The following is a 14,035-nucleotide window of genomic DNA, read 5'->3' as shown; positions in this document are numbered from 1 at the left end:
AGTACCATGGCGTCCTGAAGCAATTCAGAGATGTTTAGCCGCGTGACCACATCGCATCGCGACCCACTCCCGGACGGCAGCCAACTCGCTGCCATTGACCTGGGCTCCAATTCCTTCCACCTGATCATTGCGCGCATCGAACATGGCGAGATGCGCCCTGTGGAAGCCTTGGCAGAGAAAGTACAGCTGGGCGCCGGATTGGTTAACGGTCGCCTGACACCAGAGGCGATAGAGCGAGGCCTGAATTGTCTGTCGCGCTTCGCCCAGCTTTTGGAGAGCATAGAGCCTGAACGTATTCGGGTGGTGGGTACCAATGCCCTGCGCCAGGCAAAAAACCGCCGTGATTTCACCGAGCCTGCACAGGATATTCTGCGCTGTCCGGTTGAAGTTGTGTACGGCGCCGAAGAAGCGCGTCTGGTGTATTTGGGCGTTGCACACTCACTGGCCGATGACGCGCAATCGCGTCTGGTGATTGATATCGGCGGCGGCAGCACCGAGTTCATCATCGGACAGCGCTTTGAGCCACAGCGACTCGAGTCGCTGCAACTGGGCTGCGTTTCATACTCAGGGCAGCACTTTCCCGACAACCGCTTGTCTGCCGCAGCGTTTGATCAAGCGTATGATCACGCGGCCACCGAGGTGTCACACATTCGCAAAAGCTACGATGCCAAGCACTGGGAAGAGTGCGTGGGTTCGTCCGGGACTCTCAATGCCATTGCCGGGATTCTGGGCAGTAATGGCTGGAGCGACGGCGCCATCACCCGCAAGGGCCTGAGCAAGCTCAAGAAACATTTACTGCAGTTTGAAGACTTTGAGTCTGTTGAACTCAATGGCCTAGCGGAAGGCCGTAGGAACGTGATTGCTGCAGGTGCCGCAATTACGCTGGCATTATTCGACACCTTACATATCGAGCAGATGCGTACGTCCAAAGGTGCATTGCGTGAAGGGGTGGTCTACGACCTGCTGGGGCGCCTCAGCCATGAGGACGTCAGAGAGCGCACAGTCAATGCCCTGGTGCAGCGATACGGCGCCGACGGCGATAACGCCATTATTGTCTCAAAGCGGGCCGAGGTGCTATTTGACGCCACCCGTGATACCTGGGGCCTGTCCCAGCACGACTGGGAGCTGCTGCACTGGGCAGCACTGTCCCACGAAATCGGAATGACCATCTCTCACAAGCACTACAATCGTCACAGTGCCTACCTGCTGAGGAACTCCGACCTCCCCGGTTTCTCTCAAGATGAACAGGAAGAGCTGGCGATTCTCGCCGCCAGCCATCGCGGCAAGCTGAATGACGTTGTGTTCAGTGAGGTCAGCCGCAAGGCCATGCCACGACTGTCTCGCCTGGTGACTATTATGCGGCTGGCTGCGGTGTTCAAGTACGTTGAGCAACTGGAACAGTTACCCGATCTGACGCTGAGTGCCCAGGAAGATACGCTGAGCTTGGATTTACCCGAGGGATGGTTGGCAATGCACCCGCTCACCAGTTGGGAGTTGGGTCAGGAAAAAACCCAACTCGCCAAACTGGGCATTAAGCTCGTTTACAACTAGCGGTAGACACGGCCACTCTTCATCACGAAGTCCACGCTTTCCAGTACCGCGATATTTGCCAGCGGATCACCGTCAACTGCCACGATATCCGCATACTTTCCAGCTTCAATCGAACCGAGTTCATCTTCAACGCGCAGCAGTGTTGCCGCATTCATAGTGGCGGATTTGATGGCCTCCATCGGCGGCATACCCGCCTCGACCATAAATACAAACTCCTTCGCATTCGCGCCGTGCGGTGAAACACCCGCGTCAGTGCCGAAGGCAATCTTCACGCCTGACTCATAGGCCTTAGCGAAAGTGTCCTGAATTTGCGGCCCCACGGCTGCTGCCTTGGGCCTAACCACGGCGGGAAGCTTGCCGTCCTGCTCGGATAGCGCCGCCACCCACTTGCCCGCAGAAATAGTCGGAACATACCAGGTGCCATTGCGCTTCATCAGCTTCATGGCCTCATCATCCATGTAGGTGCCGTGCTCTACCGAATCCACACCGGCGCGAATAGCGCGCTTCATGCCCTCGGCGCCGTGGGCATGCACCGCCACCACGAAGTTGTAGTCCTTCGAGGCACTCATGATGGCCTCCAGCTCTTCATCAGTGAACTGCGGGTTGTCACCGCTTTTGGCCAGTGACAGTACGCCGCCGGTCACCGTCAACTTGATCACATCGCTGCCGTCTTTGTAACGCTGGCGCACTGCCTTAAACGCATCGGCAGTGCCGTTCACTACACCCTCCTTGGGGCCGGGATCGCCGCGCAGGTCCATCCGTATGCCATTAGTCGGATCAGCATGTCCGCCCGTCGTTGCGATCGATTTGCCTGCGGCAAAAATACGGGGTCCGTCCACGGTGCCCCGATTTATGGCATTACGCAGCGCCAGGATAGCTTCCACGTCGTTAGCACCCAGATCACGAACCGTTGTAAAGCCGGCCTCCAGCGTGCGCTCGGCATACACCAGCGAGCCCAGTGCTACATCAGCCGAGTTCATATAAAAGCCTTGTGAGTATGACCGGGGGGGATCCAGCTCACTGAGCAGGTGCACGTGCATATCCATGAATCCTGGCATGACTGTGCGATCACTGAGGTCGATCAGTTCCGCGCCGTCCAACTCGACGAAGCCGTCTTCAATGCCTGCGATGCGCTCACCTTCAATAACAATCGAGACCTCGCTGCGCGACTTATCGGCAATGCCATCGATCAAGGTACCGGCGTGGATGATAGTGGTTTGCGCCGCTGCGGGCAGGTTAACCAGCATCGTGGCGGCAGCGGCCAATACAAATCGTTTCATGACTCTTCTCCGAAACATTAAGACAGAAAATCGTAGGTGTGTGCGTGAGTGGGATATCAACGTGCTTCGGCGCTCGCCGGGGCTGCCATGCACTCAGATTGAATCTCATTGAGGTGCGCCAGCATTTTTTGGTTTACCGCCTCAGACGCTTCCAATTGCACCAGATGCCCTGCACCGGGAATCATGGTGACCTCCCGCAACTTGGGGAAAATAGCGCGCATCCCGCCTATGGGGTCCTCGCCGTGAAAGCCCTCAAGGTCGACATCATGCTCGCTGCCAATGAAGTAGGCAGGCACCTCACTCTGTACGCCCTCAAACGGTCGACGCTGCTCCCATTTGAGATCCATAGAGCGATACCAGTTGAGGCCTCCTGTGAACCCGCTGCGGCTGTATTCGGCGACAAAGAATTCCAGCTCCAACTCCGACAGCCAGCGCCAGGGCAATGGTGGAGGCTCCGCCATGGCATCAGTGTACGCCGTGCCCGGCGGGTAGTTGAATACATCGAAGTAATTACAGTCCCCACTCAGCGTGTAAAACACCTTGTGAAGGAATCTGCGCGGCTGGGCATCCAACTCCTGATCGGCACGCGGCGGCTCGCGGAAGTACTCAATGTGCAGAAAATGCTTCTCGCCCATCTCGCGGTATTCGGTGAGAGGCGGCACCTCCGGGTTATGCGGTGCCGTCGGATTCTCAAGCACGATCAGGGCGAGCACACGATCGGGATGGCGCAGCGCCAGATCCTGAATTGCAAAGGCACCAAAATCGAGCCCCGAAAAAACGGCAGCCGGGAGGCCCAGATGATCCAGCAGCCCCACAAGGTCGGCGGTGATGTGATCAACGTCATAAGCGGCTGGCGAAGCGGGTGCTTCCGTTTGGCCCATACCTCGCATGTCAGGTGCGATAACGCGATAGCCCGCAGCGGCTAAAGCTGTAATCTGCCGGTGCCAGCTAAACCAGATATGCGGAAAGCCATGGCAGAGCACGATAGGCATACCCTCGCCCTGCTCCACGTAGTGCATGCGTATGCCATTAATCGTTGCGTAATGATGCGTCCATTCCATAGTCGCTATCCTGCGTTTTCCTATACGGTTTTACCGAACCCTGCGAGCCTCTCTCACCGAGAGGTTAGCCCAGTGAGGTTTCCTCGGCCTCAAAAAACTTGAGGTCCAGCGACTTCGGCGGGTGCTCGGCAATCGCCTGTTGGAAAGTGGCCATATGGGGCTGACCCATGTGTGCCATCAGCGCTTCTTTGGAAGCCCACTTCTCTGCGATGCGAATGCAGTCAGGCCGCGACAATTCCACGCTGAACACATAATCTATACAGCCCTCTTCGGCACGAGTGGCCTGCTCCAATTCGGCGATGGCGCCCTTGATGGCTTCGATGGACTCTTCACTGCTCTCGATAGTACCGGTGACAATAATCATGCTGATTCCTGTTTGTTTTAGCGTGTTCTGCGGTGGTATCGCCGCACTCGCTTGTGACGGCTATAGCGTCAGGTTACAGTCTCAGCGCATTACAGACCAGTCACGGAACCCACGCATGCGCTCGTGTTTCCTCACCAGGCTTGCCCTGATTTCCACCCTACTATTTGCACCCGCACTGCAGGCGATGGATGACGTCCCGAACAGCCAAGATTCAGCGCCTCGTAACGTCATACTGATTATTGGCGACGGCATGGACGATCAGCAGGTCACAATCGCCAGAAACTATCTCCACGGTGCCCGTGGCCAATTCACCCTCGACACCATGCCCGAACGTGGCGCAATGCAGATTCTCGCTGTCGAGGACAGCACAGATAACACGCCCGTTTACGTAAGCGACTCGGCTAACACCGCTACGTCCATGGCCACCGGGGTAGTCACCAGCCGCGGCAGGATTGCCACTACGGCAGGCGATGACCAAGACATTCCTACCATCGGCGAGCTCGCTCGTGATGCGGGGTACCGCGTGGGGTTGGTCACTACGTCCAGTGTCACTGATGCGACCCCGGCCTCATTTATTGCCCACGTCGCCCTGCGCTTCTGCGAGAGCCCCGCCACCATGATTGATATTGAATACTCCGGTATCCCTCTCGGTGACTGCTCGCAAGACCTCAAAGCCAACGGCGGACCGGGTTCCATCTCTGAACAGTTAGCAACGTCTGGCCTGCATGTGATTTTGGGTGGTGGCGCCAGGCACTTCGAACCGCCCACAGAAGCCGGCAACATGTCGGTGCTTGAGCTGGCCGTCGACAATGGTTTCACTGCACTGTTGGACGGCAGTGATCTTGCTACAGCGTCGCCTGATGCGAGGCTGCTGGGTTTGTTTGCGCCCAGTCACTTGCCGGTGCGCATGCGCGGAGAAAACGGACGAGAGGCAGAGTCCCCCGAACCCAGCCTGCTCAATGAAGTGCATCCCTACCTGGGCGAAGTTGACCTTCCGGCTGTTATGAATTGCGAGGCCAATCCCGAGTACGGCGAAACCCCATCGCTCAAAGCGCTTACCCAAACTGCCCTGCGTAACCTTGATCACGAGAATGCGCGTGGTTTCTTCCTGATGATCGAATCGGCCTCAATCGACAAGGAAGCCCATGAGCGCAAGCCTTGCGGCTCCATCGGCGAAATGGGCCAGTTAGACGAGGCACTGGAGGCCGCTCTGGCGTACGCCGATGCTCAAGGGAATACCTTGGTCCTGGTTACTGCGGACCATGCTCAGGCGGCACAAATAACGCCCAACGGCAGCCTGTTTTCCGCGTACCCCATCCCCATTTTCTCACCGGGGAAAATTGCGCGCATCAGAACCCCCGAAGGCGCAATTATGGTGGTCAATTTCGCAACCAATAATTTCCCCTACGCCGAGCATACGGGCGGGCAGGTACCGATATACGGCAATGCGGTCGCGGCTGATATCCTGCCCACGTATCTGTTGCAGCCGGATCTTTTCACTCTGATGCGTGACTTTCTGGAGATCCCAGCCCAGTAGCCCAGCGCGGGGCGATGTGCCCCCCCGCGACAAGACCGCGGGTGGTTGCAGCCAGCGTCGATTCCAGTGCGCGGTATTCAAAATTCATGCGTCGGCGAATCTTCCGGTCGTCCACCGGCACCCATTGAGTGGCGTAGCGGGCTCCTTCTGCAGTGAAGGGTGTGTCCATCGGGATGAAGCATGCGATCACATCGACAGCGCTCCCCATCACACGCAACAGACTCGCGGGCACGGGTAAGCGGCGCAAGCGCTGCCCGCTAACCTTATCCATTACCGTACCCAGAGTACGCCATGGCAAGTAGTGGCCGCCCGCCACCCAGGGACCTGTCTCACCCTCCTCCAGCAATCGCACATTCAGCTCCGCGAGATCGCGAACATCGATAATCTGTATGCCGCCATCGGTGACGATGATGCCCTGGTTGTAAAAGATAGCGATGCCCTGGCTGCCCTCACTGAAGGCTGGATCGTTGGGGCCAAGCACTGTTGCCGGATAACAGGTTGCGATGGGGGCCCCCTCGCTGACCCGCTCCCTCACATAGGCGTCAGCCTCCACCTTGGAACGTCCGTAGGCCGAATCGGCAGCCGTCGGCGAACTATTTTCATTGAGCGATGACGCACCGGGACGGTAGAGAGCGGTGACACTGCTGATGGTCAGTATGCGGTCTATGTTGTGGGCAAGCGCCTGGCCGACAACATTACGAGTGCCGTTCACGTTGGTGTTGTAAACCGCTTCGGCTTTATTGGCGTCGAGACTCACCATGGCGGCGGTGTGTACCACCCCATCAACGCCTCTCATCGCCGATGCGATGCCTTCCTCATCGGTCACGTCTGCAACAACGCAGTCGCCAACATCGACGCCGAAAGGTGTGTAGAGCGCGATCATCTTCTCGCGATTGCGCACAGCAAAGCGCACGCTGTGGCCTGAGCGGATCAAAGCCATCACCGTGTGAAAGCCAACAAACCCCGTGGCGCCAGTGACAAGGACGTGCATTGTGATGCTCCTGTGCTTTCACCCCGCGTTGCAACTGGGGTATGGTTGCGCAATTCACTCTTGATACGGAACGCAACATGCAAAAGTCTACTCTCGCCGCCGTTTTACTCGCCACCATTGTTATCGGCGGTTGCAGCAGTGCCGCCACCTGGGACGGCTATTCTCCGGCAGAGGTCGCCAGCCTGCAGGCCCTTGGCCTATCACCCGCAGAAGCCGCGCACTATCAGGAAATGGGCTTCACGTCAGACACGATCAAACGCTGGTATGACGCGGGCATCACAGACCGCCGCACTATCACTGCGTGGCATGATGCACGCTTTACTGCGGTAGAGGCAGGTGCATGGTCTCGCGGTGGTTTTGGCCTGCAAGACGCCTACGAGTGGAAGTCGGAAAATTTCAGCGCCGAAGAAGCCAGCGACTGGCGCAGCAAAGGGTTTGATCTGGAGCAGGCAGAAGATCTTCGCAAGCGCGGACTCAGCGCCGACTAGGCCCGTCGCTACAGATTGACCCAACTGTTGAGTGCCCTGAGTCTGAACTGGGCACCACGGTGCGACAGCACCACAGAATCCGGCAGGATTTCATCAACCCGCACGCCACTGCCAATGGCTTGACCAGCTCTGGCAGTGGTGCCGTTAATCGTCACGGTAGCGCCCTCCGGGCTGTAGTCGTGGCGCAAGTACATCAGGGTAGGAATCTGGTCTTTGCGCGACTGGGACAAGGACGCGATGAAGGGTGCATCGTGCTCTGCAAGGCGAGCATTTTCCAGTTCGTCCTGCGCCCGACTCACCATTGCCTCGATATCCAACGGCTCTTCCACACGGCTGCTGGTCGCTGGCGCTTTCGATACGGCAGGCGCTGGCGCCTCCGCCACTGCGGGCTGTGACGTCACGGTCTCCGCACGGCTCGCAGAGACGCTCTCCTCTTCGGCCGAAAGGTCGCCTCGTTCTGGTTGTTCATACAGCGCCTGCACCGCCGAATATGAGGCCGGCGGCGGCGTGTTTTCCGCGGTTCTGGCTGACAACATATCGCCCGTCACAGCGCGTGACTCACTTGAAGTGTCGGCAATAGACCGGCTGTCTTGTGTAGCAATCGGTTGCGAGGCTTGGCTTGCCTCGGAGGCTTTCCCGGCGGATGCCTTGGGTGCGACAACTGGTGCGGCAACCGGCGCGATAACCGAGGCCGGCTCGGGCGCCGCCGCGCCAGGTGCTGCGGACCCAGACGTTTGTGCCAGCAAAAGCCAGGCAATCACAGCACCCGCGACCAACAGTGCTGCGCCCAATGCCCAGATCAGCCACGCGCGGCCACCCGGTGCCGTCTGTGCATAATGTGCAGTGGCAATTCCCGGTACCACCTGGTCATTGCGTCGGTCGCGCTCAGAGCGATTCAGTGCATCCAGAATTATCGACACGGTGGACTGACTCCTGTACCTCGTTCTGCCGCCGCCCACTGATCTTGCGCCGCCATCGCCCTATCCTTTTGAAACACTGCAAGCACGCTCAAGGGTTCTCGCCTCGCTCCACCAAAGACGCGGGCATCTCAAGACGGCTCAGTGCCGCCACGGAGGATAGATCGATACCCAGTTGCAGGTTCAACTGCATCAACGTGCGCTCGCCCACGACGCCATCGTCCTCCAAACCCTGTTCGCGTTGGAACAGGCGTACACGCTGGCGCAGTGCAGCGTTAAACCGATCTGAGGTCAGCGGCTGCGGCTGACCGTCAAGCTGGGCGAATAGCGCAGCAATTTCAGCCACGACCGCGCCTCGATCCCCCATGGCAAGGGGGCGCGTGAACCCCTCGGGTGCTTGCCAGAAAAAGCGATAACCCCCACCCCAAGCCGCCGTCAGCGTCTCCAGTGGAACCCTGATAACGCCACTCGCCGTTAATACCCGCGCCTGCGAAGCATCGACATACAGCAAGACGACAGACGCCGCGAACCGCTGTGGCGTGATGGCTTCCAATACCACGGGCCGATCCAATGCCAGCACATCGTCCCAGGTTTCGGCATCGGCGCGGGCACAGCGTTGACGATCATTGTTAGACGACGAGCTTGTCTCGCAAAGGCCTGCGGGAAACGGGTCGCTCCTAACCAGAGACCACAATAATGCGAGCCCCTCTTCCGGAGGAAGCAGCCAGTCTTTGTCCTCTGTCGAAATATCAACCTGCGAATCGGGGGTTAGACCTGCATCAAAGGCCTCTTCGGTCCGCGCAGGCACTGAAGAGCCAGCAACCGACTGTGTCGGTGGTGCTTGCACTGCCTCTCGAGTTTCCGATGCGGCGATCTCCTTCGGCTGTGTTGTCTGCGGGGCATTCTCTGCACTGGGCCACAGCACCAACGCTATGCCGATGAACACCGCCACCAGCAGAACGGCAACATTCGATAATAGCGCCGGGCGTGAAAGGCCCCGGTCGCCAACCCGGCTATCTTCACCCATGACTTCACGCGCTGCCTGAGCGAGCATCGCTTTATCGACCTGGTTGGCCCCCTGGCCGTAAGCGGCGAGCAACATGCGGTCACAGAGCACATTGATCAGGCGGGGAATACCCCGGGTCTTGCGATGGATACCGCGGATCACGCCCGCCGGGAATAGCTCACGCCCCGGCGGCAGTCCTGCCACCTCAAGACGGTGCGCGATATAGGCTTCCGTCTCCTGCAGGCTCAGTGGGCCAAGGTTGTAGCGCGCAGTAATCCGCTGGTTGAGCTGACGCAGTTCCGGGCGCGCCAGAACCTGGGCCAGCTCCGGCTGCCCGATCAGGATTATCTGCAGCAGCTTCTCACTGTTGGTTTCCAGATTGGTCAGCAGACGAATCTGCTCCAGCACATCGAAGTCCAGGTGCTGTGCTTCATCAATCATCAGCACGGTGTTGCGGCCCCGGGCGTGATTCTCCAGCAAAAACTGATGCAGCTTGTCTGTGAGGGTTTTCAGGCTGCGGGCGTCGTCACCATAGTCAATACCCAGCTCATCGCAGGCGGTGGCCAAAAGCTCATCCGCGCTGAGGGCAGGGTTGAGAATAATCGCTGTGTCGGTGTTATCGGGCAGCTGCTCCAACAGGCATCGGTTGATGGTGGTTTTACCCGTACCCACCTCGCCGGTCAGCACAATAAAGCCGCCACCGGCCCCCACCCCATACAACAGGTGCGCCAGCGCGTCTCGGTGACGCGGGCTCATGAACAGGTAACGGGGATTGACCGCTATTGAGAACGGCGCTTCGTGCAGGCCGAAATAGGCGTAATACATACGGTGGTGGGTAAGGTCAGCACAGTCCAGCGGACATTATGCACCGGCCCGCCAGCCTGTGCCATGCGCACTAGGCTTGCGCTGACTGAATCTGTGCCAGGCGTTTCAGCGCCTCGTCGCACCAGGCGAGAAATTGCTCACCACCGGTGATGCCACAGCGCAGCGCGAGATAAACGCCTTGCCTGCGCACCGGTAGCACATCGGGCTTTGCATAATGAGTGCGCCGTATGCGCTCATAGAGATACAGGCGCTGCATCATTTCATCCCGGCGCTTTTCTATCTCACTGACCATGTGCGAAATATTGTCATCACCCAGGTTGTACAACTTCACCAGCATATCGTCTTTGGCTTCCTGCATACGGCTGCTGTCATACACCCACTGCGCAAGGGCCTCTCGCCCCTCTTCCGTCAGGCCATAAATGATCTTATTGGGCTTGCCGCTCTGACTGACCTTTTCACCCCGTAGCAGTCCACGTTCAGCGAGCTTGCGTAGTTCCTGATAAATCTGCTGGTGTGACGCACGCCAGAAGAACCCCAGGGACACATCGAATGACTTGGCCAACTCGTAGCCGGACAGGTCGTCATCGATAAGAGCGGTCATGATGGCGTGAGCCAGAGCCATTGGGTTTCTCGCGTTGTTATGCCGGATAGCCGCTAGGGTATCCCAGCGAAAAATATATGCAAATACTTGCACATAGTTTTTATATGCAATAAATTGCACACCAATCTCTACTGACTACGCGAGGAACTCGCCATGGCACTGCCACCCATCTTCGACACGCTGCGACTGCCCGCTGTTGCTGCTCCCCTGTTTATTATCTCCAACCCCGACCTGGTGATAGCCCAGTGCAAGGCCGGCGTGGTTGGTTCGTTCCCGTCACTCAACGCCAGACCCGCAGAGGAACTGGAAGTGTGGCTGAAGCGCATCACAGAGGAACTGGATGCCTACAACCAGGCGAACCCGGATAAGCCTGCCGCGCCCTTTGCGGTAAACCAGATCGTTCACGGCTCCAACGATCGCCTGCAACACGACCTGGAAATGTGCGTGAAGTACAAGGTGCCCATCGTGATTACCTCGCTGGGCGCAAAAGAGTTCGTTAATGAGGCGGTGCACTCCTACGGCGGCATTGTGCTGCACGACATCATCAACAATCGGTTTGCGAAAAAAGCGATAGAGAAAGGCGCGGATGGCCTGATCGCTGTTGCCGCTGGCGCTGGCGGTCACGCGGGCTCTACCTCCCCCTTCGCCTTGGTGCAGGAAATTCGCGAGTGGTTCGATGGACCGCTGCTGTTATCGGGTTCAATCGCGACGGGCGATGCCGTGCTGGCTTCCCAGGCCATGGGCGCTGACCTTGGTTACATTGGGTCTGCGTTCATCGCAACAGATGAGGCAAACGCGGAGCAGGCCTACAAGCAAGCCATTGTCGACAACGGCTCCTCAGACATCGTTTACAGCAACCTGTTTACCGGGGTGCACGGCAACTACCTGCGCCCCTCAATCGAAGCTGCGGGATTGGACCCGGACAACCTTCCAGAGAGCGACCCCTCAGCGATGAATTTTGGCTCAGGCGGCAACACCGACTCCAAAGCTTGGAAAGACATCTGGGGCTGCGGACAGGGCATCGGAGCTATCAAGAGCATTGGTTCGGCCCAGAGCTTGGTTGAGCAAATGATCGAGCAATACAACACTGCCAAGGCTCGTCTGAACGCAGCGTAAATCAGATGCGCCCGCCCGCTGCGGGCGCGTTCTGCCACGCAATCGCCTCTAGCACTCAATCGCCATAGTGGCGTTCAACCGTCTCGTAGCGTTCTTGAGCTTCGACTGACATCGTTGCGATCGGCCTCGCCTCGAGGCGATCCAACCCTATCTCCTCACCGGTTTTTTCGCAGTAGCCGTAGGTACCGTCAATGATTCGGCTCAGGGCCGCGTCGATCTTCCGAATCAGCTTGCGTTCTCGATCACGGGTTCGTAATTCAATGCCGAACTCCGTCTCCTGTGTTGCCCTGTCATTGGCATCAGGAAAGTTGCCGGCGTCATCGCGCAGGTGATGAATGGTGCGATCCACCTCCTCCATTAACTCCCGCTTCCAGCTTTCCAATACCGTTCGGAAATGCTCCAGCTGGCGATCGTTCATGTACGCTTCATTTTTGCGGCGTTTGTAGGGCGTGACGCCGTAAATCGTCTGCGGGGAAGTTGTCCTTCTACGTCCAGCAGCAGCCACTTGTTTCGGTGTCGCTTTTGCCCGGGCTTTGGCCTTTGGCTTGGCTTTTGTCACGGTTTTGGCCCCCGACTTCGCTTTGGTTTTTGTCGCAGGATTCGCTTTGGTTTTTGCCTTCGCTGCTACCTTGCGTCCAGAGCTGACACCAGCCTTTTTTGGCGTTGCCGCCTTTGCTTTCGCCGGTGTCTTTTTGGCGGTTTTTTTGGGGGGTGCTTTTGCCTTTGTAGGCATTCTAGGATCTCCTTGGTAATGGCCCAGTGGCGAGGCCTTCAGCGTTCGGACTCGCGACCACCGTGACAGAACACTCGCACCGTCGGTCCGCCCGAGGGGCACAACGGATGTGGCGACTGCCTTGTTGCGACAAAATGATACGTTATAACATAGCGTTCTGTAGCCGCAAGACGAACCACCATCATGACTCTGTCACTCACCAATACCCTGACTCAATCCAAGGAGATTGTTTCGCCAGCACACCCTGACAGGGTCACCCTCTATGTCTGTGGCCCCACGGTGTACAACTTCGCTCACATCGGCAACGCGAGACCCGCGGTGGTATTTGACGTCTTATACCGATTGCTCAAGCGTCGCTTCTCTAGGGTGCTGTACGCCCGCAATTTCACCGATGTCGACGACAAAATTAACGCGGCGGCGCAGGAGACGGGATCGCCGATCACTGCGATTACTGACCGTTTCATCGCTGCTTATCGTGCTGATATGACGGCTCTCGGCGTGCTCACACCCGATTTCGAACCACGGGTCACCGAGCACATTCCCGAGATCATCGCCATGGTGCGGCGCCTGATCGATCTCGGGCACGCCTACGAGGCCGAGGACCACGTACTGTTCCATGTGCCCTCCTTCGCTGAATACGGCGCGCTGTCGCGACGCGATACCGACGAAATGATCGCTGGCGCTCGCGTAGAGGTAGCTCCGTTCAAGCGCCATCCTGCTGACTTCGTGCTGTGGAAGCCCTCGAGCGATGACCTGCCTGGCTGGGCGAGTCCCTGGGGCAGAGGCCGGCCGGGCTGGCATATCGAATGCTCGGCGATGATCGAAAATCTTCTGGGCGATTCTATTGATATCCATGGCGGCGGGCAGGACCTGATCTTTCCACATCACGAAAATGAAATCGCCCAGGGCACCTGTGCCCACGATGGCGAGCTGTACTGTCGACATTGGGTGCACAACGGTTTTGTTACCGTCGATGGGCGGAAGATGTCCAAGTCCTTGGGCAACGTTCTACTGGTTCGTGATCTATTGGATCAAGCGCCTGGAGAAGCCATTCGCTTTGCCCTGATGGGAGCCCATTACCGCCAGCCCCTTGACTGGAGCGCCAGCGGACTCGCCCAAGCTAAACGCAGTCTGGATCGTCTGTACGCGGTACTCGAAGCGATAGACGGACAAGCGGCCGAGGCACCCGCCATCTTGTTGCAGCCATTTTACAGCGCGCTAGAGGACGACCTGAATTTCCCCAAAGCAACCGCGGAATTGTTTGCAATGGCAAAAGCGGCGCGGCTCGCTCAAACGCCGCTGGAGCGCGCAGAGTACCGAGCTGCCCTGCTGGAGGCAGGTGACGCCCTGGGCATTTTGCAGCAGGACCCGGCCTCGTGGTTGGCACACACCACCGATGGCGTTGATGAAGCGAGGATCGAGACACTGATCGCCGCACGACAATCAGCACGCGTTAAAAAAGACTACGCCGAGGCCGATCGCATTCGCAACGAGCTGGCTGAGATGGGGATCGAGGTAAAAGACCGCGCGGATGGCGCAAGCTGGCAGAAAATAGGTTGAGTGTG

Annotated in this window: 13 protein-coding genes; 5 read left to right on the top strand and 8 right to left on the bottom strand. The window is 58.2% G+C overall.

What is annotated here, in order from left to right; translation table 11 throughout:
- Positions 1 to 42 precede the first annotated feature (42 nt).
- Positions 43 to 1,551, top strand: a complete 1,509-nt coding sequence (gene ppx, locus IE089_RS03075) for an exopolyphosphatase (protein ID WP_229802558.1) — start codon at positions 43 to 45, stop codon at positions 1,549 to 1,551.
- Here the strand turns inward: ppx and IE089_RS03070 are convergent.
- From IE089_RS03070 to IE089_RS03060, 3 genes are all read right to left on the bottom strand, one after another.
- Complete coding sequence (locus IE089_RS03070) at positions 1,548 to 2,831, bottom strand: metal-dependent hydrolase family protein (RefSeq protein WP_189475037.1); 1,284 nt, start codon at positions 2,829 to 2,831, stop codon at positions 1,548 to 1,550. The genes ppx and IE089_RS03070 overlap by 4 nt on opposite strands.
- 56 nt (positions 2,832 to 2,887) lie before the next feature.
- Complete coding sequence (locus IE089_RS03065) at positions 2,888 to 3,892, bottom strand: alpha/beta fold hydrolase (protein WP_189475035.1); 1,005 nt, start codon at positions 3,890 to 3,892, stop codon at positions 2,888 to 2,890.
- A 64-nt stretch (positions 3,893 to 3,956) separates the two neighbouring features.
- The gene (locus IE089_RS03060; RefSeq protein ID WP_189475033.1) at positions 3,957 to 4,256 is read right to left on the bottom strand and encodes a putative quinol monooxygenase; all 300 of its coding nucleotides are present in this window, start codon (positions 4,254 to 4,256) and stop codon (positions 3,957 to 3,959) included.
- Positions 4,257 to 4,371: 115 nt separating this feature from the next.
- On the opposite strand from IE089_RS03060, the gene IE089_RS03055 reads away from it, so the two are divergent.
- Positions 4,372 to 5,793, top strand: a complete 1,422-nt coding sequence (locus IE089_RS03055; RefSeq protein ID WP_189475031.1) for an alkaline phosphatase — start codon at positions 4,372 to 4,374, stop codon at positions 5,791 to 5,793.
- On the opposite strand, the gene IE089_RS03050 is transcribed toward IE089_RS03055, so the two are convergent.
- Positions 5,753 to 6,784, bottom strand: a complete 1,032-nt coding sequence (locus IE089_RS03050) for an SDR family NAD(P)-dependent oxidoreductase (RefSeq protein ID WP_189475029.1) — start codon at positions 6,782 to 6,784, stop codon at positions 5,753 to 5,755. The genes IE089_RS03055 and IE089_RS03050 overlap by 41 nt on opposite strands.
- 77 nt (positions 6,785 to 6,861) lie before the next feature.
- Here IE089_RS03050 and IE089_RS15645 point away from each other — a divergent pair, with 77 nt between their 5' ends.
- Positions 6,862 to 7,272 carry a hypothetical protein gene (locus IE089_RS15645; protein WP_229802557.1) on the top strand — a complete coding sequence of 137 codons (411 nt, stop codon included), beginning with the start codon at positions 6,862 to 6,864 and terminating at the stop codon, positions 7,270 to 7,272.
- A gap of 8 nt (positions 7,273 to 7,280) precedes the next feature.
- On the opposite strand, the gene IE089_RS03040 is transcribed toward IE089_RS15645, so the two are convergent.
- The 3 genes from IE089_RS03040 to IE089_RS03030 all read right to left on the bottom strand — a co-directional run bounded on the left by IE089_RS03040 (position 7,281) and on the right by IE089_RS03030 (position 10,642).
- Positions 7,281 to 8,192 carry a general secretion pathway protein GspB gene (locus IE089_RS03040; RefSeq protein ID WP_189475027.1) on the bottom strand — a complete coding sequence of 304 codons (912 nt, stop codon included), beginning with the start codon at positions 8,190 to 8,192 and terminating at the stop codon, positions 7,281 to 7,283.
- 88 nt (positions 8,193 to 8,280) lie between these two features.
- The gene (locus tag IE089_RS03035; RefSeq protein ID WP_189475026.1) at positions 8,281 to 10,020 is read right to left on the bottom strand and encodes an ExeA family protein; all 1,740 of its coding nucleotides are present in this window, start codon (positions 10,018 to 10,020) and stop codon (positions 8,281 to 8,283) included.
- Between the two features lie 70 nt (positions 10,021 to 10,090).
- Positions 10,091 to 10,642 carry a PadR family transcriptional regulator gene (locus tag IE089_RS03030; protein WP_189475024.1) on the bottom strand — a complete coding sequence of 184 codons (552 nt, stop codon included), beginning with the start codon at positions 10,640 to 10,642 and terminating at the stop codon, positions 10,091 to 10,093.
- Between the two features lie 132 nt (positions 10,643 to 10,774).
- On the opposite strand from IE089_RS03030, the gene IE089_RS03025 reads away from it, so the two are divergent.
- The gene (locus tag IE089_RS03025; RefSeq protein ID WP_189475022.1) at positions 10,775 to 11,737 is read left to right on the top strand and encodes an NAD(P)H-dependent flavin oxidoreductase; all 963 of its coding nucleotides are present in this window, start codon (positions 10,775 to 10,777) and stop codon (positions 11,735 to 11,737) included.
- 55 nt (positions 11,738 to 11,792) lie between these two features.
- Here IE089_RS03025 and dksA read toward each other — a convergent pair whose 3' ends face one another.
- Positions 11,793 to 12,470 carry an RNA polymerase-binding protein DksA gene (dksA, locus tag IE089_RS03020; RefSeq protein WP_189475020.1) on the bottom strand — a complete coding sequence of 226 codons (678 nt, stop codon included), beginning with the start codon at positions 12,468 to 12,470 and terminating at the stop codon, positions 11,793 to 11,795.
- Positions 12,471 to 12,653: 183 nt separating this feature from the next.
- On the opposite strand from dksA, the gene cysS reads away from it, so the two are divergent.
- Positions 12,654 to 14,030, top strand: coding sequence for a cysteine--tRNA ligase (cysS, locus tag IE089_RS03015; protein WP_189475019.1), 1,377 nt, complete (start codon positions 12,654 to 12,656; stop codon positions 14,028 to 14,030).
- Positions 14,031 to 14,035 lie beyond the last annotated feature (5 nt).

The organism is Parahalioglobus pacificus (assembly GCF_014652275.1).
GTDB lineage: Bacteria > Pseudomonadota > Gammaproteobacteria > Pseudomonadales > Halieaceae > Parahalioglobus > Parahalioglobus pacificus.
This window is presented reverse-complemented; position numbering and strand designations above follow the sequence as displayed.

Bases quoted from the DNA above. Each gene is read 5' to 3' on its own strand.
- IE089_RS03065 (WP_189475035.1), bottom strand. From the start codon at position 3,892: ATGGAATGGACGCATCATTACGCAACGATTAATGGCATACGCATGCAC.
- dksA (WP_189475020.1), bottom strand. From the start codon at position 12,470: ATGCCTACAAAGGCAAAAGCACCCCCCAAAAAAACCGCCAAAAAGACA.
- IE089_RS03035 (WP_189475026.1), bottom strand. From the start codon at position 10,020: ATGTATTACGCCTATTTCGGCCTGCACGAAGCGCCGTTCTCAATAGCG.
- IE089_RS03050 (WP_189475029.1), bottom strand. From the start codon at position 6,784: ATGCACGTCCTTGTCACTGGCGCCACGGGGTTTGTTGGCTTTCACACG.
- cysS (WP_189475019.1), top strand. From the start codon at position 12,654: ATGACTCTGTCACTCACCAATACCCTGACTCAATCCAAGGAGATTGTT.
- IE089_RS03025 (WP_189475022.1), top strand. From the start codon at position 10,775: ATGGCACTGCCACCCATCTTCGACACGCTGCGACTGCCCGCTGTTGCT.
- IE089_RS03030 (WP_189475024.1), bottom strand. From the start codon at position 10,642: ATGGCTCTGGCTCACGCCATCATGACCGCTCTTATCGATGACGACCTG.
- IE089_RS03060 (WP_189475033.1), bottom strand. From the start codon at position 4,256: ATGATTATTGTCACCGGTACTATCGAGAGCAGTGAAGAGTCCATCGAA.
- IE089_RS03055 (WP_189475031.1), top strand. From the start codon at position 4,372: ATGCGCTCGTGTTTCCTCACCAGGCTTGCCCTGATTTCCACCCTACTA.
- IE089_RS15645 (WP_229802557.1), top strand. From the start codon at position 6,862: ATGCAAAAGTCTACTCTCGCCGCCGTTTTACTCGCCACCATTGTTATC.
- IE089_RS03070 (WP_189475037.1), bottom strand. From the start codon at position 2,831: ATGAAACGATTTGTATTGGCCGCTGCCGCCACGATGCTGGTTAACCTG.